This is a genomic window from Enterococcus sp. AZ196, from assembly GCF_050498845.1.
GTDB lineage: Bacteria > Bacillota > Bacilli > Lactobacillales > Enterococcaceae > Enterococcus_A > Enterococcus_A murrayae.
The window spans coordinates 766152-788995 of sequence record NZ_JBIPAM010000001.1; the positions used below are offsets into that span (position 1 = coordinate 766152).

At 36.1% G+C, this 22844-nt stretch carries 26 protein-coding genes; 4 read left to right on the forward strand and 22 right to left on the reverse strand.

Annotated elements, in window-relative coordinates:
• Positions 1–162: 162 nt before the first annotated feature.
• Together tnpA and IGI67_RS03695 are read right to left on the reverse strand one after the other, a co-directional pair.
• On the reverse strand, positions 163–636 hold the full coding sequence (gene tnpA, locus IGI67_RS03690; protein ID WP_429956784.1) for an IS200/IS605 family transposase: 474 nt from the start codon (positions 634–636) through the stop codon (positions 163–165).
• 219 nt (positions 637–855) lie between these two features.
• Positions 856–2109, reverse strand: a complete 1254-nt coding sequence (locus IGI67_RS03695) for a glucosaminidase domain-containing protein (RefSeq protein ID WP_429956785.1) — start codon at positions 2107–2109, stop codon at positions 856–858.
• Between the two features lie 710 nt (positions 2110–2819).
• Between IGI67_RS03695 and IGI67_RS03700 the strand changes: the two genes are divergently transcribed.
• The gene (locus IGI67_RS03700; protein WP_207106607.1) at positions 2820–3137 is read left to right on the forward strand and encodes a hypothetical protein; all 318 of its coding nucleotides are present in this window, start codon (positions 2820–2822) and stop codon (positions 3135–3137) included.
• Between the two features lie 387 nt (positions 3138–3524).
• Here IGI67_RS03700 and IGI67_RS03705 read toward each other — a convergent pair whose 3' ends face one another.
• From IGI67_RS03705 to IGI67_RS03785, 17 genes are all read right to left on the reverse strand, one after another.
• Positions 3525–4289: an ABC transporter permease subunit gene (locus IGI67_RS03705; protein WP_207106608.1), complete on the reverse strand. Its 765-nt coding sequence runs from the start codon at positions 4287–4289 to the stop codon at positions 3525–3527.
• Positions 4286–5221 carry an ATP-binding cassette domain-containing protein gene (locus IGI67_RS03710; protein ID WP_429956786.1) on the reverse strand — a complete coding sequence of 312 codons (936 nt, stop codon included), beginning with the start codon at positions 5219–5221 and terminating at the stop codon, positions 4286–4288. The genes IGI67_RS03705 and IGI67_RS03710 overlap by 4 nt, the downstream gene beginning before the upstream one ends.
• Positions 5221–5430: a PLD nuclease N-terminal domain-containing protein gene (locus IGI67_RS03715; RefSeq protein ID WP_207106610.1), complete on the reverse strand. Its 210-nt coding sequence runs from the start codon at positions 5428–5430 to the stop codon at positions 5221–5223. The genes IGI67_RS03710 and IGI67_RS03715 overlap by 1 nt, the downstream gene beginning before the upstream one ends.
• Positions 5423–6547, reverse strand: a complete 1125-nt coding sequence (locus IGI67_RS03720; protein WP_429956787.1) for a helix-turn-helix domain-containing protein — start codon at positions 6545–6547, stop codon at positions 5423–5425. Before IGI67_RS03720 ends, IGI67_RS03715 begins: the two co-directional genes overlap by 8 nt.
• 143 nt (positions 6548–6690) lie before the next feature.
• Positions 6691–7365 (reverse strand): TVP38/TMEM64 family protein, encoded by a 675-nt coding sequence (locus IGI67_RS03725; protein ID WP_207106612.1) that lies wholly within the window; start codon positions 7363–7365, stop codon positions 6691–6693.
• 34 nt (positions 7366–7399) lie between these two features.
• Positions 7400–8272 carry a nucleoside hydrolase gene (locus IGI67_RS03730; protein WP_429956788.1) on the reverse strand — a complete coding sequence of 291 codons (873 nt, stop codon included), beginning with the start codon at positions 8270–8272 and terminating at the stop codon, positions 7400–7402.
• On the reverse strand, positions 8269–8934 hold the full coding sequence (locus IGI67_RS03735) for a TIGR04282 family arsenosugar biosynthesis glycosyltransferase (protein WP_207106614.1): 666 nt from the start codon (positions 8932–8934) through the stop codon (positions 8269–8271). Before IGI67_RS03735 ends, IGI67_RS03730 begins: the two co-directional genes overlap by 4 nt.
• Positions 8927–9922 (reverse strand): phosphotransferase family protein, encoded by a 996-nt coding sequence (locus tag IGI67_RS03740; RefSeq protein WP_429956789.1) that lies wholly within the window; start codon positions 9920–9922, stop codon positions 8927–8929. The genes IGI67_RS03735 and IGI67_RS03740 overlap by 8 nt, the downstream gene beginning before the upstream one ends.
• 13 nt (positions 9923–9935) lie before the next feature.
• Positions 9936–10619: a TIGR04283 family arsenosugar biosynthesis glycosyltransferase gene (locus IGI67_RS03745; RefSeq protein WP_429956790.1), complete on the reverse strand. Its 684-nt coding sequence runs from the start codon at positions 10617–10619 to the stop codon at positions 9936–9938.
• The gene (locus tag IGI67_RS03750; RefSeq protein WP_429956791.1) at positions 10616–11611 is read right to left on the reverse strand and encodes an ABC transporter ATP-binding protein; all 996 of its coding nucleotides are present in this window, start codon (positions 11609–11611) and stop codon (positions 10616–10618) included. Before IGI67_RS03750 ends, IGI67_RS03745 begins: the two co-directional genes overlap by 4 nt.
• The gene (locus IGI67_RS03755) at positions 11595–12389 is read right to left on the reverse strand and encodes an ABC transporter permease (RefSeq protein WP_429956792.1); all 795 of its coding nucleotides are present in this window, start codon (positions 12387–12389) and stop codon (positions 11595–11597) included. The genes IGI67_RS03750 and IGI67_RS03755 overlap by 17 nt, the downstream gene beginning before the upstream one ends.
• The gene (locus tag IGI67_RS03760) at positions 12386–13240 is read right to left on the reverse strand and encodes an ABC transporter permease (protein ID WP_429956793.1); all 855 of its coding nucleotides are present in this window, start codon (positions 13238–13240) and stop codon (positions 12386–12388) included. The genes IGI67_RS03755 and IGI67_RS03760 overlap by 4 nt, the downstream gene beginning before the upstream one ends.
• A complete protein-coding gene (locus tag IGI67_RS03765; protein ID WP_429956794.1) occupies positions 13233–14471 on the reverse strand; it encodes an ABC transporter substrate-binding protein in 1239 nt (412 codons plus the stop codon). The genes IGI67_RS03760 and IGI67_RS03765 overlap by 8 nt, the downstream gene beginning before the upstream one ends.
• Before the next feature lie 9 nt (positions 14472–14480).
• The gene (locus IGI67_RS03770; protein WP_429956795.1) at positions 14481–15236 is read right to left on the reverse strand and encodes a heterodisulfide reductase-related iron-sulfur binding cluster; all 756 of its coding nucleotides are present in this window, start codon (positions 15234–15236) and stop codon (positions 14481–14483) included.
• Positions 15233–15592: a 4Fe-4S dicluster domain-containing protein gene (locus IGI67_RS03775; protein WP_207106622.1), complete on the reverse strand. Its 360-nt coding sequence runs from the start codon at positions 15590–15592 to the stop codon at positions 15233–15235. Before IGI67_RS03775 ends, IGI67_RS03770 begins: the two co-directional genes overlap by 4 nt.
• Before the next feature lie 8 nt (positions 15593–15600).
• Positions 15601–15972, reverse strand: coding sequence for a hypothetical protein (locus tag IGI67_RS03780; RefSeq protein ID WP_207106623.1), 372 nt, complete (start codon positions 15970–15972; stop codon positions 15601–15603).
• Entirely contained in the window at positions 15972–17003 is a 1032-nt protein-coding gene (locus IGI67_RS03785; RefSeq protein ID WP_207106624.1) for a sulfurtransferase, read from the reverse strand. Before IGI67_RS03785 ends, IGI67_RS03780 begins: the two co-directional genes overlap by 1 nt.
• 468 nt (positions 17004–17471) lie before the next feature.
• Between IGI67_RS03785 and IGI67_RS03790 the strand changes: the two genes are divergently transcribed.
• A complete protein-coding gene (locus IGI67_RS03790) occupies positions 17472–17852 on the forward strand; it encodes a PH domain-containing protein (RefSeq protein ID WP_207106677.1) in 381 nt (126 codons plus the stop codon).
• Between the two features lie 170 nt (positions 17853–18022).
• On the opposite strand, the gene IGI67_RS03795 is transcribed toward IGI67_RS03790, so the two are convergent.
• Positions 18023–18511: a TIR domain-containing protein gene (locus IGI67_RS03795; RefSeq protein WP_207106625.1), complete on the reverse strand. Its 489-nt coding sequence runs from the start codon at positions 18509–18511 to the stop codon at positions 18023–18025.
• A gap of 263 nt (positions 18512–18774) precedes the next feature.
• On the opposite strand from IGI67_RS03795, the gene IGI67_RS03800 reads away from it, so the two are divergent.
• Complete coding sequence (locus tag IGI67_RS03800) at positions 18775–19314, forward strand: GNAT family N-acetyltransferase (RefSeq protein WP_429956796.1); 540 nt, start codon at positions 18775–18777, stop codon at positions 19312–19314.
• Positions 19315–19361: 47 nt separating this feature from the next.
• Here IGI67_RS03800 and nox read toward each other — a convergent pair whose 3' ends face one another.
• Positions 19362–20693 (reverse strand): H2O-forming NADH oxidase, encoded by a 1332-nt coding sequence (gene nox / locus IGI67_RS03805; protein ID WP_207106627.1) that lies wholly within the window; start codon positions 20691–20693, stop codon positions 19362–19364.
• Positions 20694–21111: 418 nt separating this feature from the next.
• Between nox and IGI67_RS03810 the strand changes: the two genes are divergently transcribed.
• Entirely contained in the window at positions 21112–21783 is a 672-nt protein-coding gene (locus IGI67_RS03810; RefSeq protein ID WP_429956797.1) for a Crp/Fnr family transcriptional regulator, read from the forward strand.
• Positions 21784–22316: 533 nt separating this feature from the next.
• Here IGI67_RS03810 and msrA read toward each other — a convergent pair.
• Positions 22317–22823: a peptide-methionine (S)-S-oxide reductase MsrA gene (msrA, locus tag IGI67_RS03815; protein ID WP_429956798.1), complete on the reverse strand. Its 507-nt coding sequence runs from the start codon at positions 22821–22823 to the stop codon at positions 22317–22319.
• Positions 22824–22844 lie beyond the last annotated feature (21 nt).

Consider the following 22844-nt stretch of genomic DNA (forward strand, 5'->3'; position numbering starts at 1 on the left):
TATCAGAGAGTTCTCTTTCTTTGTAGGGAAAATCAAAACCACCCGTGAAACGGGTGGTTTGCTCTTCGGCTGAAAGCCTCTATTACCGGCCTTGGCCTGAAAGGCCATCTGAAGGCTTCCTCCCGCACCACATCTACTCGCTGATTCTAAAAGAATCTCTCTTTATTTCTTCTTGTTTTTTTCTCCTGTAAATGGATCTACTTCTTCAAACAACGTTAACTGGTCCGCTACATGATCTTCTTTGAGTTGTTTACGAATGTATTCTGCTATCTGTTCCTTATTTCGACCAACCGTATCCACATAGTATCCGCGACACCAAAATTTACGATTCCCATATCGATATTTCAACTCCGCATGTCGATCGAATATCATTAAGCTGCTTTTTCCTTTTAAATATCCCATAAATTGAGCCACACTTAGCTTTGGTGGAATGCTGACAAGAAGATGAACGTGATCCTTACAAGCATTTGCTTCATGAATTTCTACCCCTTTTCTTTCGCAAAGCTTACGGATGATTGCTCCGATACTTTCTCTATATTTCCCATAAATGATTTGTCTACGATATTTTGGTGCAAATACAATATGATACTTACATCTCCATTTTGAGTGTGCTAAACTTTCTTTATCCTTCATCATAAGGATACCTCCTAAATTTGATTGTGATGCGGTCGGGAAACCATCATCAGTTTATCAATTTTGGGAGGCTTTTTTAATACCACGCTGGAAGCTCTCTGGAACCATAGGCATAGCCTATGGTTTTCAAAACATACAAATAAATAGGCATCAGAGAAAATCATCGATTTTCTCTGATGCCTATTTTTATGGAGCTGGATTTATGTCCCAGCCCCTTTTTTATTATTGCCCGTACCAACCGATACCCTCATTGCGCCAACCGTGCTTGATTAAGTTGTTCCGCTCACTTTGCAATAGTGTATAATGATGGGCTCCTGATTTAGCATTGGGATTATACAAACGATAAAGCGGCTTGCTTCCTCCAGAATACCAGCTAACCCCCTCATAGCGCCAACCAACTTTTACTAGGTGATTTTTTTCTGATACATGCGGTGTATAATGATGGTCTCCTGCGTTTGGATTGTACAGCCGATAGACTGGTGTCCCACTTCTAGGTGCTTGCCAACCAACACCTTCATAGCGCCAGCCAGCCTTCTTAACTTTATCGCGTTCGGCCGCATTTGCTGTGTAAAAGTGTTCTCCGCTATTGGGATTATACAAGCGATACATTGCATTTGTCTGAATCGGCGCCGGGTTTGAACCGCCGCCAGTGGAATCATATTGCGTTAGTTTATATGTCTCAATGACATTGTTTAACGTCGATCCATAGGTTGGTGCTGTTGCATACCTTCCTGTTAAAAAAGCGGTTGCGTCTTTATACGATTTTGTGTTGCTTTTCCATGCACCAGAATAATAATAGTTTCCTGGTGAGAAAGAAGTCTTTTTCAGAACGGTAACATTATCACCTAAGGATTCCTTATAAGAAGGATATTTTCTGAATTTCGCATTGACGTAGTGCCAGCCCTCTTTTTCACTCCACTCTTGTGTTTTCATCGTAACGGATTGTCCGTTATATTCACCTTTAATACCAAATAGGTTATAATTCGGTGCTTTTGATAGTGTGCTTCCGCCCCAACCGCTTTCAACGATTGCTTGGGCAATCATTACTGAAGCATACAAATCATTGGCGCTAGCCAATGTCTTTGCGGAGGGAGCGATTTGATTAATAAATGCTTGTTGTGTAGTCATACTTGCTCGCGCAGCTCTAAAAGCAGGTGGCTCAATCGTAAATTCTTCAAATGGAATCGGATGATGAAAAAGCAGATTTCCCTGCGCATCATATTCTTCTTCATCCACACCTGTCGCTTCTTCAGTCGGTTCACTCGAAGCTGCGGTTGATGCCTGAGTTTCCTCAATTGTTAATTCTGACGTAGCTGGCGCATTGGTTACAGCTTTCACAGAACTAGAAGTTTCTGATATTGCCGTGCTTTCCTCTATACTAGTAGAATCAATTGTCTCTTCTCCAAATGCAACAAGTGTTGAACTTCCCAAACTTCCCAACAACATAGCGCTACATAGCAGTTTTTTATACTTCATGTCATCCCCCTCTAGCAACCATTAAACAACGGTTATAATTAATGCTTTTTATCTTAGCTCTCTCTATATAAAGTAACAAAAATTAATCACAAAGTAAAATTTTTTTCTTTAACTTTGAATATAAGAAAAGCGATGATAGCACCTGTTTCTCAATTATTTCCGATTTTGTTAAATTAAAGAAATTTCGAGTTTTAATAGAAAAATTTAATTATATGTAAGTAAGCGTGTGAGTCGCTCAAAATGTTGATTTATGACTCGCATAGTCAGTAAATTCTCATTCTATTGTTATTTAGTGTATCTTATCGATCTGATATAATGACCTACGAGGGAGGGGTCTTTATGGATATTGGCAATGTTGTTTCATGCGTAATTTACTTAATATTTTTTTTCATGACAATCATTTACTTTTATCTTTTCAAAAAAGATCGTGCTTTGATTCATCTATACTTTTCCTTAATCCCGACTTTTTTGTGCATTTATCTTCTTATGAATTACCCCCATACCCAACCAGTTGAAGGAGCTTGGACATTGGCTCTTTTAATGTTGATTTCACTAGTAAGCTTTATGCTATATTGGATAGTTTACTCCTTCTGGAATCGGAAAAATTGATTCTTCCATTTCAATCTTTCACAAATAATTCGTAATTCTTTTTATTAGTTGTATGCTATAATAAAGCTTGTCTATTCTAACCTATTTGAAGGAGCTTTGTTATGGCGCTTTTATTGACACTATTATTTGATCTTCTGATGATTGTTTTATTCTTATTCAGGATGGTTAGAGGAGATCAAATTACTTTCATCGTTAGCATTGTTTTACAAGGAATGCTTTTTATCGATCTATTGGCTGTGGTACTTTTACGTCCATCCAAACCTGAGATACCAAATATTGCACCAGAAGAAATGACTCGCAGACAATCACGTCGTTCTACCAAACCAGCGCGTGGAGGTTTCTTGGCTAAACTCTCGTGTATTGTTGCATTACTTTTATTGTCTTACTATATCTATTCCGTTATTTACATCTTTATTTAGCTAGCAAAAACATCGACGCTTGTCGATGTTTTTTTACGGTAAAAAAGCTTGCTTAAGAATAGTGGTGTTATCCATGCCTAGCTTAGCGAATTACCCTTGTAAGTTTACGGAGCCTTTTTGCTACTTGTTAAGTCTATAACTCTCTCTCATCTAATCTTTCTGAAGTCATATAATTATCGACATCATCCACTTTCAAACGATTCTCGTTCAACACTTTTTTGTAAAGAATAAACTTCTAAAGGATCGTGAATTGTCAAAATTTGATTATAAGCATTCTCTTTTAAAAGGGTATACGTATATAACTGGTTAGTTTTTAAATCTAGAAAAGCATTCATCATTTATTTTAGAATAGATGAAAAAGAGCCCTGATTAATTTGGGCTCTCCTCTCATAATTTTTTTCTATTAAAAACCAGAACACTCAAAAAAAGACCTACAAAAAAGAGAAGTATGCTGAGTATCATTGCTGGAACATAGCTTTTAAACGTTGAACTATTTTGAAGAATGATCATGTTTTGAGATGTGAGTGATATCGGATTAAACCGTTTTACTTTATCAAACATATTCAACAGTGCTAACAAAGTCACCATGCCGCCACTCATCAATAATCCTTCATAATTATTTCTAGCAATTGTTGAAGTAAATAGAATCACACTCAATAGCAATAGGCCGAAAAGCCACAAAGGAAAAACGGCATGGAATAGATATGGACTTTTATTATCAGGAAAATAGTAAGCCGTGTATCCCCAAGTTACTAAGAAAGTCACTAACAAACAAAAACTCCATTGGAGCATCAAACTGATTGTTTTCCCAATGATGATCGTCCAACGTCGGAGTCCTTTTGTAACCAAGTTGATCAATGTCCCTTTACTGATCTCATTGCTAACAGTTCCGCTAAACATTAAGGCCAAAACGATCAGCCCTATTTGATTGAGATTCTTATAAAATTGCGTCCAAGAATCTAATGAAGTTGGTTTAGGAATTGTTTTTGCCATTTCTTCGCTGATCGCCATTTTGACGATTTCCGGTGTCAGCTTTGCCAACAAAGGGTTCATTAAGCCAAAAATCAAAAATATTATTACTAAAAGTAAAAGGCGGTACGTACGCCAACTTTCAAATAGTTCCTTTTTCGTAAAATAGTATAAATTCCTCACTGAATCACCTCCAAAAAGATGGATTCTAAAGAGGGATCAATTTTTTTGATTGATTTTGGATACAACTCACAGTTCTCGAACAGTTGAAAAAGTCTTAGTGCAACCGCGTCGTACCCTTGCGAATAGTTTAAAATGAATGAATTTTTTTTTGATAGAAATGAATAATCTTTGATTACCTGTTGATCGTTTAATTTGTCTAATTCCCTAGAAAAACGATTAATTCCATCCTTATTAGAGAATTCAATTTCAATTTGATCTTTCGCAAATTGTCTTTTCAGTTCATTTATTTTACCACTCACAACCAGTTCACCTTTATTTAAGATACCTACATAATCACATATTCGTTCCACATCGCTTAAAATGTGTGTAGAAAATAGAATGGTTGTTCTTCCTCGCAACGTTGCTAACATCTCGAGAAAATCGTTGCGTCCGCTAGGATCTAAAGCAGAAGTTGGTTCATCACAGATCAATAGCTCTGGATCATTTAATAAAGCCTGTGCAATTCCTAAGCGCTGCTTCATTCCTCGTGAATATCCTTTAATTTTCTTTTTATCATCAGTTAAACCTACTAATGACATAATCTCAGGGATCTTATTCTTCAGCTGTTCTTTGGAAAGTCCAGTGATTTCACCGCAAAATTTCAAGTACTCTTTAGCAGACATGTAATTATAAAATTCAGGTACATCAGGTAAATAACCCGTTAAATGATTTGTTTGATTGTCTCCAAAGTGAACTGGTATTTTTTTAATTAAGATTTCACCACTATTTTTTTCTTCTAAGCCTAAGATTATCTTCATTGTGGTAGTTTTTCCCGCACCATTTTCTCCAACAAAACCAAAAATCGAGCCAGTTGGCACCGTTAAACTTAAATTATTCAGAATTTTTTTCATTCCAAATTTTTTTGAAACTTGCTTCACCTCCAAAATGTTCATCAGTCTTCTCCTCTTCCAAAAGCAAAGTAAATAACTGGACCAATAATTTGAAGAAGCACAACGACAAACAGCCACATAGACTTATTTCCAAAACGATATTGAGGATGTGTCAGCACATGTCTGACCGCCGTAATCATTAAAATCAGCTCTAAAATAATCAATGGTAAAAAAATTGGCAGATTATCTTTTAAAAATGTAAAATTATTCATTCTTAGACATCTCCCTTTTAAGTATTCGCAGTTCAGTATAAATAGTCTGCAATTGTTCTTGATCTTCGAAATTGTTAAAAGCTGGATTGTCAATCACAAAATTAATCAAGCTTTCTTTAACTTTTATTGAATCTCTAGGCAATTGATGACCAATTTCTAATTGTCCCAACCATTCATCCACTTGATCAAAATAGTCATCCCCATGAAGGTCCACTGGAAAATCTGTTTGCTTTAATACATCAAGAAAATCATTGAGTATTGGAAAAACCGCTGCCTCATTTTGCATTTGAGCATAGCCAGAAATCGCAGACAATTGGAAATTCATTAAGGCAATTGGATGAAGTTGTTTAAAATTAAAAATATTTGTAAATTCGAGTCCTCGAGAGACCGTTTCAGAAAACTTTTTTTGATCATTAAGCAATACTTGTAAGTAATTTCCCAAAAAGCTAAGAAAGACAGTCGTATATTGATATATTGCACTCTGCAAAGTGATGACCGCTTGACTGTTCTCACCTTTTTGTTGCTGGGCCGCTGCGATCAAGCTTTCAATCGGAAATAAAGTAGGCACCTGATCTCCTAAAATAGCCAATACTTGATCAAACTCATTTAAAGTCAATGAAGTATATGCTTCATACTTCAATGCCTGCGTGATCAGCTCAGGACTTTTTGACTGTGTTCTGACATGAACAAATAGCTCTTGAGCTTCTTTTGTATACGTCTGGATGCTTTCCTCACCAGGTAATAAGTCCGCATGATTAAGAAGAAACAAGCCCATTTGCAGCACAAATGGGTAGCATGAGTAGTATCGCCGAACAAAGCTGCGAATCGTCGCTAAAACTTCTTCGGGTGATTGCGTAACTAATGAATTCTTTAACATTCCATAAATCCGTTGAATCTCATGATTGTCTAATTGTGGTTCGTAAGTTAGCAATGAATCAATTGTTATATCAAAATACGCCGCCAATAGCGGCAATAAAGTAATATCTGGATAGGTCTGTCCTGTTTCCCATTTTGATACAGAAGCCTTCGATACTCCAACAAAATTCGCTAGCTCCTGCTGAGTTACTTGCTTTTCTTTGCGCTTTTCCATGATGATTGGTCCTATATTCATTTCCATCTGTATCTCCCCCCTCATATCTATTTTAGAATGTCTACTAAGAGAAAACAATCGAGTAATTGTTAACTTTAACGCACAATAATCAACTAACAAGAAACAAAAAACGACCAGAGGTGTTTACTCTAGTCGTTCTGAAGAATGGATTAATCATTTTTATACTCTGAATTGAGCTGATTGATTTTCTTGCTGATTTTTTTTGGAAGATAAGCTAATAGAGCTAAAAGAAGCCCTGCACCTGCAAATTCCAGCAATAAGGTCATTGAAACTCCTTTGGAAGCTATCTCAGAGGCCATGAACGCATAAATGAAACTAGCAGGCATCATCGTTACAAAAGAAATGATACTAAATTTTTTTATACTCATTGGCGTCATTGCATACGCATAGCTCTGAATTGCATAAGGGAAAATCGGAACCAATCGAGTAAAGATTAAAAAAGAAATGCCATTTTCTCTAACACCCTTTTCAATTTTTTGAAAGGTCAAATCATTACCAAAACGTTGTAAAATATAGTCCCGCGCCACGTACTTCCCAAGAACGAAAGAAATACTTGCCCCAAGAGAAGCACCAATAATTGTCAATGCTCCTCCCACAAATCCACCATAAGCCAAGCCGCCCACAATTGCTAAGAATTGCCCAGGCAATAAAAAGACAGCTACTAACACAGATAATAGAATAAAAATCAAATAGCCCCGCCAACCAAGATTTTCTAAATAAGCTCTTAGTGCGGCAATATCAGTCAAGAAATCAACTAGCCCAAATTGATAGGCTAGAAAAATTACCAATAGCACAAATAAAATAAATGAAATAATTTTTTTCAACCAAATACCTCTCTCATTTCAAAACCAAGATAAATCAGTTACTTTTCAGTCCGGCTGTCATTCGTTTAATAACCAATTGATTAAAAACAGAAATATTCAAAAGTTTTTTAGGCATCTTCACAATATATTTTGATTCATCAGATAGACTCATCTGCCCTTTAGATAGTTCCGGCTGTTCATTTGATAAAAAATAGTATTCATCACTGAATAACTCTGGCCGCTCTAAATACACAGCTGTTGTCACATCCCAATTACAAAAACCACTGAAATTGAAAACTTTTTCGTTCCATTTTATCCAGTTTTCCAAAGTTTCACTAAGCCAGCTTTGAGCTTCTGATGTAATCACATTTGTTGTTGAGAGTAAAAACTCGTGCATTTCCTTTTTCGAAAAGAATGCTTCTGCTGTCATATGACCGTTCATAACAGTTATTCTTGCTTGACTTAGTAAGACAGCTTTAGCCGCAATAGGATCAGACGAAAAGTTCAACTCTGCAACTTTCTGTTGATTTACTAGCAGTGGCTCAATAGTACCGCCCATCAATACAATCTCATGAACTTTTGAAAAAAAAGCTGGATCAATTTCCTGAGCATCAGCCAAATTGGTTAGAGCCCCCGTTGCTAAAATCGTAATTTCATTCGGATAACGATTGACTTGTTCTACCAGAAAATTAGCCGCAGAGCGATCAGACATACCCGCAGGATAAAAGTCAAAAGCTAATTCAAAACGCTTTTTCATTTCCTGAGTTATTTTAGCCACTTCTGTTAAACGTGCATTTCCAAATGTCAAGGTTACACCTAGTAAATCAACTATTGGCGCTCCTAACAAATAGAGTAAGGTTAAGCCATCATCTATATCCCGATTCAATAGACCGAATGTATTGTCACAATCAAAAATAATTTTTCTCATTCTAATAGTCCTCTATTTTCTTGCAGCCAGTGTTTAAAATGATGATTCTCTTCTTTCAATCCATAGCGAATTTTTTTTAAATCTATAGGATAATCAATATCTTGTAGCGGTGATAATAGTGTCACATCAATTCCTGGCAGTCGAGTCAGGGTTTCATTCAGTACTTCACTTTCTCCCCAATCAATATCTGTCTCAAAAATTGGAGTTAAATCAATTTCTTGATAACAGCCGATTAAGTAATAACCGCCATCAGGTGAAGGTCCTAGTACAACTTCTTGCATCTGAGTAAAGGCATCAAAGACTATTTCTGCATTTAAATTGGGAATGTCGCTGCCGGTTAACACCACTTTTTCATACCCCTTACCAAAAAGATGTTTCATTGCATGATTCATTCGTTGACCGATTGTTTCCCCCTTTTGTGGAAAAGCAGTGAAGCTATTTGGCAGAATCGAAAGTAAATCTGATGGATCCCCTTCATTAGAGTATGCAAGGTAAAGATCAATACCAGATTCATTTAAACTTCTAAATTTTGAAAAACTATCCTGTAACAGCTTGAGTTGAACCTGACAAGCCTCCTCGCCGCTTAATAAACTTTGTAGACGAGTTTTAACTTTGTTAGGTACAGGAACTCGTGTAAATAAAATATAAGCGTGTTTATTCAATAATTCGTTCTCCTAAGGCTTGACATAAAAATGTTTCATCTAAATAGCTAGTAACCTTTTCAAAAATTTCTTGATTCCTTAATTCTTTTGTATCACTTTGATAACTGTCGTAAGCCATCGCCGACCAAGATAAAGCACGCAGCATCAAGTAGGGATGATAGATTTTCAAAGCCTCCCAGAAAGCTTTACGTTCAAAGCCGGTTATTTGCAGATAGCTAGTAAGAAAAGTGTGCTTTTCAGCTTGTGATAAGATCACGTTGCTGCGCCAAAGAGTTGTAGTCGAAGCTAAAAACTGCGAAATATCTTGAACAGGGTGGCTAATCACTGGCTTTTCCCAATCAATCAAAAACCCTTTTTTCCCAATAATAAAATTATGAGAGTTCACCTCTGTATTATTGATGCACCATTGATCAAGATCGTTAAAAAAACGTTGCTGGCCTATATTTTTGTCACATCGTTCTAAAGCAGCTGCTAATTGTCGCTGCGCTTGAAGTGGAACGAAACTACTTGTTAAAACTGACTCTAACAAATGCTGGCATTCCAACACACGAGCAGACAAAATTCCTGCTTTTTCTTTTATAAAAAAATTCTCTGCTGATTCATCAATTGGTTGCTGATGGATTTTCCCAAAAATCAACGCAGCCTCTTTCAAATCACTTTGATAATTTAACGGCGACCCAAATAAAAATTCCATAATCAATAGCCCTTGAGGAAAGCTTTGGCAACTATCGTCCACATAATAAACTTTTGGCGTTCTATTTGTTCGTTCCAGCCACTTCAAGGCTTGATACTCATATCGAATTTGATTCTTTAAATGCAATTGGCTGCCATAATTTAAACGAAAAACATATTTCCTTTTGCTGTCTGAAATCAGAAAATTTTGGTTATATTCTCCCTGCGCTAGAAACTCTACTGTAAACGGCTCTTCCAACCGCAACTCATCAATTAGCATTCTCTCTTTCAAATACTCTCGAATCTTTTCTATCATGGATGACTCCTTCTTATTTGTAATATCGGTGCATCAGCTTATCAGGTGACATCCCCATCAAATAAAATAGCTTGATCTTATGCATTTTTAAGTGTGTTCGCAGTTTGCCTTTGTGAAAACGACGACTTGATGTGATGATTCGTACAGGTAATTGATAAAAATTTCCTAGCTGTTTTAATCTTCGACTCAACCGCCAATCCTCCATTAACGGGATAGGCTCAAATCCGCCAATCTTTTCATAACAACTTCGCTTGGTAAACATCCCCTGATCACCAAATATTAAACCAAGATAACGTGCTCGTAAATTTGAAGTGATAGCTAAATAACGGTAGAAAAAATCTGATGAATCAAATGATAATTCAAAAAAGCCGGCACTATAACAACCATCATCTCCCAAAGCCGATTGAATTTGTTCTAATAGATTTCGAGTGCTACCTAGTCGACTATCACCATGCAAAAACCATAAAAATTCACCAGAACTTTTTTCGACCCCATATTTTAGCTGTGCACCGCGATTGGTATCCTTTAATTGATACACTTGAGCTGATTTTCTAGCAATCATTACTGTTTGATCCTGACTTCCTCCGTCGACAACGATTATTTCATAGGAGATACTTGTTTCTAACTCACTTAATTGCTGCAATAAACGTTCAATATGCTTCTCTTCATTTAAAACCGGAATAATAATCGATATCATCGTGGAATCACCTGTAGCTTCTCATTAAATGTTAAAAATATTTGTTCTTCACTAATCATTTTTTGTGTGATATTAGTGAACGTACAATATGTTTCGCCGATTTTTACTTGAACACGTTGCCCCTTTGGCGACCACTCGATACATTCAACCATTGCCGGCAGCCCATCTCCACTAATTTGAATCTCTGTGCCAAAAGGAACAAAGAGCGAGGCTTCGCCACGAATTTTTTCTGGATTTTTCACCACTAATTCAGTACCATTTATTCGAAAAATATTCTCATGAATAATTCCAGGAATTAAATTACTTTCTCCGATAGTTTCGGCTACCTTTTGATTGGCCGGATAGAAATAAATATCCTTTGGTTTGCCGATTTGTTGAATTTTACCATCCAACAAAATAATCATCCGATCAGCCAATTGAAATGCTTCTTCCCTGTCATGGGTAACCAAGATAACACTAAAGCTGTATTCTCTTTGTAAACGGCGGATATAATCTCGCATCGAATCTTTCAAATGACTGTCCAAATTAGCAAAAGGTTCATCAAGTAGCAACAATTTAGGTTCTAGAACAATGGCTCGTGCCAACGCTACTCGCTGTTTTTGTCCCCCTGATAATTGATCTGGAAAATGGTTTTCAAGCCCGTCAAGATTAAAAACATTAATGATTTTATTGATTTTCTGAATAATAGTTTCTTTAGAAAATTTACGTGCTTTCAATCCAAAGGCGATGTTCTCAACTACAGTCATATGAGGAAAGAGCCAAAAATCCTGAAAAACTAATACAGTCGTTTCTTGGGAAAACCCATTAGTAAAAGTAATCGTTCCCTTATCGACTTGCTGAATACCTGCAATCATTTTAAGAAGACTGGTCTTTCCAACACCCGATGGTCCAAAAAGTGCAATGATCTCATCTTCTACCACATTAAAAGAGATGTCCTTTAATATTTTATTTTTACCATAATTTAATTGAAGCTCACTAATGCTTAGACCCACGTTGCGCTCCTCCTATAACTATTTTTAAGATATAACCCCCAAGCATTGTAACTCCTAAAAAGACCAAACTATATGATGAAGCCAATCCGAAGCGACCATTATTTGCATAAGGAAGTAACAATAACGGCAAGGTAATAATCTTTCCGCCTCCAATAAAGAAAGTTGGTAAATACTGACTACAAGAGACAATGAAAACAAAGATCGCAGAGGTCGTTATTCCCGGTCGTAATAACGGCCAAGTAATCTGTCGAAAAATCGTCCATGAGTTAGCGCCCAAAGACTGAGCAGTCAAACTATATCCCTCTCCCAGCTGACGATAACTTTCCAATAAAATTTGCATTGCATAAGGTAAACATAAATATGTATGAAGCAGAATTATTCCTAAAAAAGTCCCCGTCAAACGAAGCTGCAGAAATAAAACTTGACTAGATGTAATAATTGCAATTGCAGGCAAAATCAATGGTAGATATATCACGATCTCGATAAAGCGATGCGCTATTTTTTTTTGAAAAGCAAAGTACCTTGCGGCTGGCAAAGCTATGGCAACGCTTATTCCTGTTGTAGCCAAGGCAATTACTACGCTGTTAATTACTGCTGTCCAAAAATTTGGTTCACTTATCATTTGTTTATAAACTTTTATAGCAAATTCTTGTGGATAAACAGCAGGATACATCCACTTTGTGCTGAATGACCATAAAAATAAAAGAATTAAAGGAAAGAGCACAAGTATCACTGAAAAAAATAAAGAAAAATAGCCCCTTTTAAATAATATCTTCATGCTGCTTTTCTCCCTCCCGGTAAAATCCGGCTAATGATCAAAGCGATTGTTGCAACCACTAAACAAATGCCAGACATCACGAAATTCAATGCAAAAGCTTGAGGTCGAGTTGTTAAATCTGCTTGGGTAAACAAATCATAGGCAGTCAGTGCCACTGTCTGATTACTCGGATTACCCAATAAATAAGGAACTTCAAAGGAGGCAAATGTGAAACAGAATAAAATAATAAATAGGGTCATTAAGGTTTTTTGAATCATTGGTAAGATTATTGAGAAAAAAATACGAATAGTCGAAGCTCCTAAATTTCTAGCTACCTCTACGTAGCCTAACTGCAACTGCCGCAAAATTGCTAAAGTTGTTATTGCAACATAAGGGACCTCTTTATATAAAAACACCAAGATGATTCCAACGCCTCCAGGATCATGAATAAATAAGGGAAACTGGCCGACCTCTTGAATCAAGCCTAACTGAAAAAAAATCCTCGAAATTATCCCCGTCTGTCCAATCAGTTGCATAATCATTAATGCAACAATAATATGTGGTAAGGAAATGGGCAGACCGATAATTTTATGCAGCCAAGGAGTTTTCGCCTTCAATAGTAGAAAAGACAAAACAACTCCTAACAATAATGACAAAAAAGTCGCGGTCAGTGCTAAGTAGCAACTGTAACCTAGCGACTTTCGAAAAAAAGGATCATTCAAGACTTGCTGGTAATTTGTCAAACTAATCTGATTTAGTCCAATCAGAGGATAGTATCCTAAACTAATTTGTATCCCTTTAAACAGCGCTGCAAAAATGACAACACCATTTATTAATAAAAAAGGAAGGATTAATAATTTTTTTTTACTCATGTAAAACATACTCTTTCCATAAGGCTTCGATCATCGGAATTTTTTTCGCTTGAATTTCAGGGATTTGTTTTTCCTGCATTTCTTCTAATGAAAGAACTCCTTGATTTTTATATAGATCTGTCAATTTTTGTTCAGACTCTTTAGTTAATTTTTCTGGATCAAATGGAGGTATGCTATACCCATACTTTGCTTCTGCTTTTTTTAGTTGAGCAGATTCACTAGTCATCTCATTAATTAAGACTAACGCACCTGCTTTAACTTTTGAAGTTCTGGCAATTGCTAAATAGCTTTGATTCGCAATCGTCCCCTTATCAAATAAGAATGATTCAGATGTTTGCTTGAACTCATTATCATTTCTTTTTTTCGCTACATGCATTTGAGAATAGCTGTAGCTCATATCTATTTGTCCGGCTGAAAACATCTCATCTAGCTCTGCTGTTGTTGTCGGATATGTTTTTCCCTCTTGCCATAGGTATGGTTTGATTTCATTTAAGTAGTCTAGCCCGGGTTTGATAACCTTATAAAGCTCTTCTTTATTCGCCTTTGCTGCCTCAACTTTATCATAGCCTACAATATCACAAATAACATTGCGAACAAATGCACTGCCAGTAAACTCTGGTGGTGCAGTATAAGTGATTTTCCCAGGATTTGCTTTAGCATATTCCATTAAAGCCTGTGTATTTTTGGGGAAACCATCCTTAAATTTCTCTCTATTCCCAGCAAAAGTTAATTGTGCACTACCGTATGGTACTTCATAGCCATCAATTTCAACTCCAAAATCATACCTTGAATTATGTCCGTCAACAGCCATTAACTTATCAAAACTTTCAACCTTTTTAGTAATGGGGCCATAAAGCAACTTGGCTTGTTTAGCAGTGTAGAAATTCTCGCCATTAATCCAAATAACATCAATATCTCCTTCTTTAGTTCCCGCTTCCTTTTCGGTTGTCAGTTTATTCAAAATTTGATCGATATCCATTGGAACACGTTTGACTGTAATATCATATTTTTTCTTCATTGCAGGTGTCACGATCTCGTCCACCCACGCATTCGCTTTTTCGTCACCGCCAAACCCGTAAAAAGTCACCGTTTCCCCTTTACTTTTTTTCACAGCATCAGAGAAGCTGCTAATTGACTGTTCTGTTTTACTTTCCTTTGTCTGATTAGTTTTGCAGGCAGTTAATGAGAAAAGCATTCCTACTGCCAACAAACGAATAAACCATTTTTTCATCATACTCTCCTATGCTTTTGTTACTATTCTTTTCGATTGATAACGATTTTTCCATGCTCGTAATGGATTGTCTAATGGGTGCGTTGGAGTTTTATCACTCTTATGTATGACCTCACCAAATATTAAATCCAATAGATGCCAAGCTTGTCCACCACCTAGTATCATCGCCGAAGTACAGCTGGCACAATAAGTAACGATGTGATCTGTTTTAAAATCCTGAACACGCTTCTCAGCAAAATCCTTTGCCAATTCTGGATTTGAAACACCACACATTCCACCCATGCCGCAACACAACGTATTTTTCCCGGTTAACCGATTTTTAGCGACTTGATACCCTAATTGCTCTAATAAATAGCGAACGGCCTGATGAATTTCCGTTATTTCTTTGGTGGGACAAGAATCTTGAACTGAAAAAACAACATCACTTCTCTCTGCTTTGCCAATTAGTTCTTGCGGCAATCCCAGTTCAGCCATCTTCACCCACAATGATGAGGTAGGAAACTGGTCCTGAATTGTCATTGTTTTGATACAACCTTGACATGCTACAATCAATTCGTCGATATTTGCCAACTGAACTTGTTCAGTTAAGCGGCTGAAGCGTTTTTGAAACAATTGCTCTTGTCCGATCATTCGTGTTGGTTTCCCGCAACATCCTTGAATAATCGCTAAATCAGGATAATATTTTTTTAGGTACTCGATAATTAGGCCAATTTGCTTTGGATTGCTTGAACTTAGTGCACATCCTGCCATAAAACCATATTTCATTTCATATCCCCTCGATTCACTGCTGAAAATACTTTGCTCGTTGAAAGTTTCTGATGCATCTCAACACTTTTTAACTGTTTTAAGGGTAGTCCTTCTTTGATTAAATCTTGTCGCATCGCTAAAAAAGCTTCATCTAATTTTAATTTCAACGGACATACTACAGTGCAGCGACCGCATAACATACAAGAATATGGAATAATTGGTTCAAGTCCTTCTTCAAGAAATCGGTGAAACATTTTTTGCGGATCTTCGCAATATGTTTGCAGGAACAAACAATCTTTCATGCACCGTTTACAACTTGTACAATTTTCCGCGATTATTTGTGCCATTTCAATTGTTTTCTCTGAGTAATCCATCGGTTCGATTAGCTCCTTTTCAATGAAACAATCAGTAATTGTAATAGAAATCCTAAACACAAAATACTGCTGACTAAATAGTAAATCGGTGTTGTTTCTAATCTAAAAATTGTTTGCCAAATCAGAAAAATTGCTCCTAAAATAAGCAAAATACTACTTTCAAGTCCTCTTTTTCTAATGGCTAATAGCAATGCAATTAACACCAGCACGAGCGGCAACAAAAACAACTTGCTGCCGAACGCGCTGGAATCTACTTTATGCGAATAAAAAGAAACATTTCGCATAAAACCCAAATGATTTTTATAAAGATCATCCATTAAATAGACAAGGTAAATCAATCCTAGTTGTAATAGGTGAAGCAAATACTTTAAGACTTTCATTAGTTTAATATTTTCACTTTGTCTTTATCTCTTGGGTCGCCAACTTGAACTGGGTACTTACTAGGATCCTTTTGATGAGCGATATCCCAGTCATACCATCCACCATCAAACAATTTAACATCTTTCCAACCTTCTTGCTTAGTAATAAAGAAGGCAGTTGCTGCACGCCAACCCGTTCCACAATAAAAAGCAACTTCTTTATCTGGAGTAATTCCCCATTTTTCCCAAGCAGCAAAAATCTTGGTCGGTTCTTTGACTGTACCATCATTATTCATTAATTGAGCCACGTCCGCGCTACTTTTACTCGATTTCGCGTAAACTGCGCCTTCGGGTTCACCCGCATTTTCAATATAATCATAGCCGCTTGTCTTTCCTGTAAATTCTTTCCATGAACGAATGCTTGCAAGAACTAAATCAGGATTTTTATCTTTAGCTGCTAGCAAATCATCTGATGTTGAGATTAAGCTTTCAGGACGTCCAGGAACATCAGCTCCAAAGTCTTTTGCTGCTTTAGCCTCTTCATTGCCTTTTTCAACCTTATAATCTGCTTTTTCCCAAGCCTTTAAACCGCCGTCTAAAATCTTCACGTCGTCAACACCTAACCAATAAGCTACAAAAGCAATGCGGGCAGCAGCATTAATATCACTGGAATATACTACTACAGGAGTTGTTTTTGTTACGCCGCGTTTTAGGAAAACTTCTTTACACGTTTCAGCATCTAGGATATTCCAAGTGCTTTCTTCGGTTTCAATTTCCATAGTATCCATATGAAACGCTCCTGGAATATGAGCTTTTTTGTAGTCTTTTCCTTCGCCATAGGAAGCTTCGATCACAACCGTTTTATCGTCATCTTTCATTTTATTCTTTAACCATTTAGCATCAACAAAGAAATCATCTGACTTAATATCTTTGCTCTTCACCAAGCGTTGCACTTTTACAGATTTATCTGCTGCATGAACCTCTTCAGTTTTTGAATAAACAACTACTGCTGTTAATAACAAACAGCTAATTACTGCTAAGAATTTTTTCATCTTTCTGCTCCTTTAAAGTTTGTATTTTCACTTGAAACGTTTTCAGTAGCCACAAAGACTTCATTTATACACAACAAAAAAACATACTTATTAAGTATGTTCCTCCATGTTATTATTTTTCTGCACACTGAATAGCCTTTTTAGCTGGTTGCAAAAAAAGTGAGTCGGAGGAAAGTCATTTGTTCTACTTGCTTAGAAACTCTAAGTAATGATTGGTTTCACAGTCACCGTTGATAGTTTTTAAGCATGAGAACACCTCCTACCTCCCAATTTCGAAACCGGGCTCTTTTCCCTTCCGAGTATAACGAAACCCTATTCGATAAGCAAGAACATTTTATTTAAAAAAACAAAAAGTTTCATTGTGAAAACAATGGCTTTTATTTCAAGCTTATTCCATTTGTTAGGAGTGGTTTTTCTATGAATTATCAGCTAGAATTACTTTATCTAATAATAAGAAGAGGTGCCTTTATGAGTATTTTTGATGGATTAATGGGAAATGCCAGTCAGCATAATAATCTGACTGTTGAAAAAAAATTAGAAGATGTACTAATAACAGGTGAAACTGTTTCCTTGGCCTTTAAACTAGTTCGCGATTTGATCGTATTTACTGACTTTCGCTTAATTTTAGTTGATAAGCAGGGCATGACAGGCAAGAAGGTTGAGTATAAATCAATTCCATATCGCTCAATCTCACGCTTTTCAGTAGAGACCAGCGGACATTTCGATTTAGATGCGGAATTAAAAATTTGGATTTCTAGTGCCGAACTACCTGCAGAAACGATTCAATTTAGAAAAGATAAAAATATCGTAGCCGTGCAAAAAGCACTGGCTTTGGCATTATCAAAATAGTTGAAAAGGACAAGAAATGAACTTATTCGTTCAATTGCTTGTCCTTTTTCTCTCTCTCAGAAAGCCTGTATCCTTTTTCCCCTTTATTATCTTCATTCTCTCCTTTAAAAATAGTCAGTAACCTTCTCTAGAAATCCACATAGATAAATAGATAATCGGAAAAGAAATTTTTATTTCTCTTTCACTTTATCAACATTTTCAATCCATTTCTCAAGATTGTTGAATCCATCATTTTTGATGTAATCATATTCTCTGTCTATAATCTCATCAAACCAAAGCAGCTCGCCGTTTTTCTTCTTTCCAATGATCTTTACTACCGACTGACTGATAGATGTTTTCTGACTTAAATTTTTGACTTTTCCGATTTTTAACGCAATAATTGCGTTGCCTCTTTCATGACTTTGCTCAATTTCGTATTGAACATATTTGGAATCTAATGTTTCACTCCCAATTAATACGACTGTTACTGAAGTGCCAGATAATTGCTTATCTATCCATCGTTTAATACTCTCCTCGCCATCACGTTTGATTCGTTCAAACTCAGCCTTGTTAATAAAACCAGACTCTTCATTTTCTTTTAAAGCCCAATTATTTTTAATCACCATTGCTCTTGATAAATCATTCTCATAATAAAAACTAAAAAATACTCTTCTCACCATAAAATTGCCTCCTAAACTTTTTCATTATTCATAAGCTGCAATAAATCTCTGGCTGTAAAATTGCGGAGATCCCTTGACAAGCCCGAACAATTCTGAATTCTCTATCCATTATATAATACCTATCTCACGCAATGGCTCCATTTTTTTAATAATAGATATTTTTCTAGGGAACAAGTATTTTTATTGAAATAATAAGATACTGACTAGCTTTTGTATTTCTAGCGTGATACGATTTTGTTAAGATGAAAAATGGAGGTCTTGTTATGTTGGATAAATCAGTTCCTTTTATTCCATTCACAATGTTCCGCCCGTCAAATGCTCCTTCGTTACCAGAAATTCAACTACCTGAAGGGTATCAGATAGTTTTCTATCAACTAGGTGATGAAAAGGATTGGTGTCGTATCGAAACAGCTGTCTTAGAATTTGATACAGAAAAGGACGCAGCAGATTATTTCAAAAAATCCTTCACCCCTTTTCAAAATGAGTTGAAAAAGAGAATGCTTTTCGTCGAAAATCCTTTAGGCGAAAAAGTTGCTACCTTTACTGCATGGTGGACAAAAGATGATTATCCCCGTCTTCACTGGTTAGGTGTTATTCCGGAAGAGCAAAGGAAAGGATTAGCAAAAGCTCTAGCGATTCGCGTCACTCAAATTCTTCACGAGAATTATCCTGACCAAGATCTTTATCTAAATACGCAAACCTGGAGTCACCATGCTGTTAAATTATATAAAAATTTGAATTATCAAATCTTTCAAGATCAAAACTATCAAAAAATTCTAGATATTTTAACTATAGCCGAGTAAACAGAAAACGGAGTTGTCGCAAAAATGCAACAGCTCCGTTTTACTAATTATTCTGCGCTTAAAGCAGCCATCGTAATATAATTGTATGGCTGATTGAAATGAGGTAAGAAGAAAATATCCAAGAGTTTCAATTTATCGATCGTTACTTGCTCTTCAATTGCTAGTGAGAACATATGAATCACACCAGAAATATCCTCAGTAGATGATAATTGAGCACCGACTACTCGGCGAGTATCCTCTTCGTACACGATTCGGATTTTTACATTGGCATTTTTCTTCATAAATCCTGGTCGCTGTAAATCCTCAAAGTCAGTATACTTGACAGCAACTCCATGTTTTCCTGCTGCTTCTACTGATAAGCCAGTCGAAACCATATGCAGTCCAAAAATTGAGATACCATTTGATCCTTGTACCCCAGTTGACTCTAGCCCTACTCCACCAACATTGTATCCGGCAACGATTCCAGAACGTACCGCGTTAGTTGCTAACGCGATATAAGTCGTATCTTGAAGTGCATTTGAATAAATCGTCGCACAATCTCCTACAGCATAAACGTCTGGATCACTTGTTTGCTGGTGACGATCAACGAGATAGGCACCATTCTTAAATAGTTCCAAATGATCCTTTGCTAAATCATTATTTGGTAAAAATCCAATCGCATTAATAACTAAATCAACTTTATATTCACCTTTATCAGTCACAATTGATTCAACTTTACCGCTTCCTTTATATTCCATAGCTAATTCACCAAAATGTAAGTCGATTTCATGCTCCTTCAAAACAGCATCCATATCATCAGTAAACCATTTATCATAATAGCTTGGTAGAGAACGTTCCATCGCATCGAATAATAGGACGTTTTTGCCACGACGTTTTGCTGCTTCAGCAATTTCGACACCAATGTATCCGGCGCCAATAACTGCAACGTTAGCAACATCATCAGTATTTAAAAGCTCATCAACTGCCTGCCCATCTTGGAATCGCTTCAAAAAATGAATATTTCCCAAATCACGCCCTGGAACTTTTGGTGAAATCGGAACAGAACCAGTAGCTAAAATCAATTTATCATATGTTTCAACAAAGGAATCCCCATTTTTTGATAAACAGCGAACCTCTTTCTGATCATAATCGATGCTCTCAACAGTTGTTTCCATAAAAATTTTAGCACCTTTTGCTTCAAAATCTTCCCGCTTAGTATAAAACAGACCTTCATAAGAGTCGATTTGTCTTCCTACCCATAGTGCAGTTCCACACCCTAAGTAGCTGAGATTGTTATTTCGATCAATCATCACCACTTCTTGATCTTCAAAATTGTCCAAAAGCGTATTGGCTGCAGCAATGCCAGCATGATTTGTACCTACTATTACAGTTTTTGTCATACAATTATCCTCCTTTATTTGCAATCGTTTTCAATACAGAATAATTGTAGCATACTTCACATAAGATTTTTACAAAAATACAAATCATTTAAAATAACTTTGAAAAAAGCATAAACATCTTGCCACAAGAATTACGTTCTAAAAAAACAACACTCTCTTTTAAATATTTGGTTGAAATTATAGGATTATCACATCATTAAAAAGACTGGTAACATAAAAATGACGAATCATTACAACGTAATATTAATTTGAATTTTATTTTGAAAATATTTTGTTTTCATTTTAAATTTCTATTTTTTAAGAACTCGACATAATTGTTTCGATCGATTGTGAGCATTCAAATCAAATTAATAGTAAAATGCATATAAAGACCATTTTCAATATTTAATGAAGTAATAGCAGAAATGAGGGACATCCTATGACAGGTAATTTAGATAAACATCATCTTGATTTGCTCAGTAAGTATGGTTTATTAGACCATCAATTGGTTTGTGAGGTTCGTCGTTTCAAATCGGGAGAAACGATTTTTTCTCAAGGTGTTGAGTATAAATACATTATGATCGTTGTCTCAGGCAAGGCCAAAGTTTGTACAAGTGCCCCTAGTGGTAAGGATTTAGTTCTAGCTTATTATCTATCAAGTGGTTTGATTGGTGACGTTGAATTGATGTCCAATACAGTTTACGCTACAGCTTCGGTCATTACTCTTTCGCCCTTTGAAGTTATCATCGTTCCGTTTCAAGATGATCAAGATACAATTTTCAAAAATCTCACTTTTATGACGACGTTAGCTAAAGGACTTTCGGAGAATCTGATTAATAGCTCCCATAATTACACTTCTAATGCACTATACTCAGGAGAACAACGCTTATGCACCTATATACTTCAAGGTTCTTATAAGTATTATTTTTTTGATAATTTGACTGATGTAGCTGCTACTATTGGAGTTAGTTATCGTCATTTACTGCGTTTATTGAACAAATTATGCGATTCTGGTATTTTGAAACGTGAAAAACGAAGATTTCAGATTATTAATATAGAGCAATTAAAACAACGCTCCTCTGAAGCTGCGTATTTCAAAAAGAATTATTAGAATAGAAACCATCCGCTTCATTTATAAGGAAGCGGATGGTTGTTTTCCATATAATAGTCACTATAAAGTTACTATCCTGAAAAACTAGTCAGATCGTCAACACAGGTTTTCTTCTTTTTTTAAACTTTTGATAAAAGGTCTCATAAAATTTTTTTTACATTCACTTCTTCAGCAAAGACAATTTTTGTCTTTTTCTTGTCCAACGCTAAAATTCACCTAGCCATTCTCCATCCTGAATGAGAATAACTCCAGTAAGTAAAAATCAGTGATCATAAATTTTGTAGAATAATTTTGATTCGTACACTCAATGAAAATCTTCTAATCTTCAATCATTTCAATTTTATTGAGATCACTCCTCCATTTTGCATTTGTCACGATCTGCCAGACCTTTTCTATATTGGTATTGAAAATTGTGTCAATTCGTGAAGTTATCATTAGTTAGTCATCTCCTTTAACTCATGCGTTGCTGAGTCTAATAAACTCCTCTCAGTTTTCATACTTTTTTGAAATAAGAGCATTCACGGTTGCTGAACTTACCAGAATTCACGAATAAATTTTTTTCTTCGCTCTGCATTTTTTTGATAATTTTCTGGATTTCTTTGGTAGTAATCTTGGTGCTCAACTTCGGCAGGATAAAAAGTTCTCGCTGCTTCAATCTGCGTTACGATCGGCTGATTAAATCGCCCACTATTTTGCAGTGCATCTCGACTTTTTTTCGCGATTCTTCTTTGTTGCTCGTTAAAATAATAGATAACCGGACGATAACTGCTCCCACGATCTTCAAACTGACCAAAGTCATCTGTTGGATCGGTTTGCTGCCAATAAATTTCTACCAGTTCTTCATAGGAGATTAATTCAGGATTATAAATGATCTCAACCGCCTCTGTGTGACCCGTCGTGCCGCTCTTCACCTCCAAGTATGTTGGATTTTCTTTCTCACCGCCAGTATAACCAGAAATCACTGATTCGATTCCTGATAGAGTATCAAAGGGTTTTACCATACACCAAAAACAGCCACCTGCAAAAATTGCTCGTTCCATTATATTCACCAACTCTTTCTC

Excerpts from the sequence above, each read along its gene's own strand:
- IGI67_RS03760 (WP_429956793.1), bottom strand. The coding sequence starts at position 13,240 with ATGAGTAAAAAAAAATTATTAATCCTTCCTTTTTTATTAATAAATGGT.
- IGI67_RS03695 (WP_429956785.1), bottom strand. The coding sequence starts at position 2,109 with ATGAAGTATAAAAAACTGCTATGTAGCGCTATGTTGTTGGGAAGTTTG.
- IGI67_RS03780 (WP_207106623.1), bottom strand. The coding sequence starts at position 15,972 with ATGAAAGTCTTAAAGTATTTGCTTCACCTATTACAACTAGGATTGATT.
- IGI67_RS03765 (WP_429956794.1), bottom strand. The coding sequence starts at position 14,471 with ATGAAAAAATGGTTTATTCGTTTGTTGGCAGTAGGAATGCTTTTCTCA.
- IGI67_RS03785 (WP_207106624.1), bottom strand. The coding sequence starts at position 17,003 with ATGAAAAAATTCTTAGCAGTAATTAGCTGTTTGTTATTAACAGCAGTA.
- IGI67_RS03700 (WP_207106607.1), top strand. The coding sequence starts at position 2,820 with ATGGCGCTTTTATTGACACTATTATTTGATCTTCTGATGATTGTTTTA.
- msrA (WP_429956798.1), bottom strand. The coding sequence starts at position 22,823 with ATGGAACGAGCAATTTTTGCAGGTGGCTGTTTTTGGTGTATGGTAAAA.
- IGI67_RS03745 (WP_429956790.1), bottom strand. The coding sequence starts at position 10,619 with ATGATATCGATTATTATTCCGGTTTTAAATGAAGAGAAGCATATTGAA.
- tnpA (WP_429956784.1), bottom strand. The coding sequence starts at position 636 with ATGATGAAGGATAAAGAAAGTTTAGCACACTCAAAATGGAGATGTAAG.
- IGI67_RS03710 (WP_429956786.1), bottom strand. The coding sequence starts at position 5,221 with ATGAACATTTTGGAGGTGAAGCAAGTTTCAAAAAAATTTGGAATGAAA.
- IGI67_RS03740 (WP_429956789.1), bottom strand. The coding sequence starts at position 9,922 with ATGATAGAAAAGATTCGAGAGTATTTGAAAGAGAGAATGCTAATTGAT.
- IGI67_RS03715 (WP_207106610.1), bottom strand. The coding sequence starts at position 5,430 with ATGAATAATTTTACATTTTTAAAAGATAATCTGCCAATTTTTTTACCA.
- IGI67_RS03720 (WP_429956787.1), bottom strand. The coding sequence starts at position 6,547 with ATGGAAATGAATATAGGACCAATCATCATGGAAAAGCGCAAAGAAAAG.
- IGI67_RS03790 (WP_207106677.1), top strand. The coding sequence starts at position 17,472 with ATGAGTATTTTTGATGGATTAATGGGAAATGCCAGTCAGCATAATAAT.
- nox (WP_207106627.1), bottom strand. The coding sequence starts at position 20,693 with ATGACAAAAACTGTAATAGTAGGTACAAATCATGCTGGCATTGCTGCA.
- IGI67_RS03730 (WP_429956788.1), bottom strand. The coding sequence starts at position 8,272 with ATGAGAAAAATTATTTTTGATTGTGACAATACATTCGGTCTATTGAAT.
- IGI67_RS03770 (WP_429956795.1), bottom strand. The coding sequence starts at position 15,236 with ATGAAATATGGTTTTATGGCAGGATGTGCACTAAGTTCAAGCAATCCA.
- IGI67_RS03800 (WP_429956796.1), top strand. The coding sequence starts at position 18,775 with ATGTTGGATAAATCAGTTCCTTTTATTCCATTCACAATGTTCCGCCCG.
- IGI67_RS03795 (WP_207106625.1), bottom strand. The coding sequence starts at position 18,511 with ATGGTGAGAAGAGTATTTTTTAGTTTTTATTATGAGAATGATTTATCA.
- IGI67_RS03775 (WP_207106622.1), bottom strand. The coding sequence starts at position 15,592 with ATGGATTACTCAGAGAAAACAATTGAAATGGCACAAATAATCGCGGAA.
- IGI67_RS03755 (WP_429956792.1), bottom strand. The coding sequence starts at position 12,389 with ATGAAGATATTATTTAAAAGGGGCTATTTTTCTTTATTTTTTTCAGTG.
- IGI67_RS03810 (WP_429956797.1), top strand. The coding sequence starts at position 21,112 with ATGACAGGTAATTTAGATAAACATCATCTTGATTTGCTCAGTAAGTAT.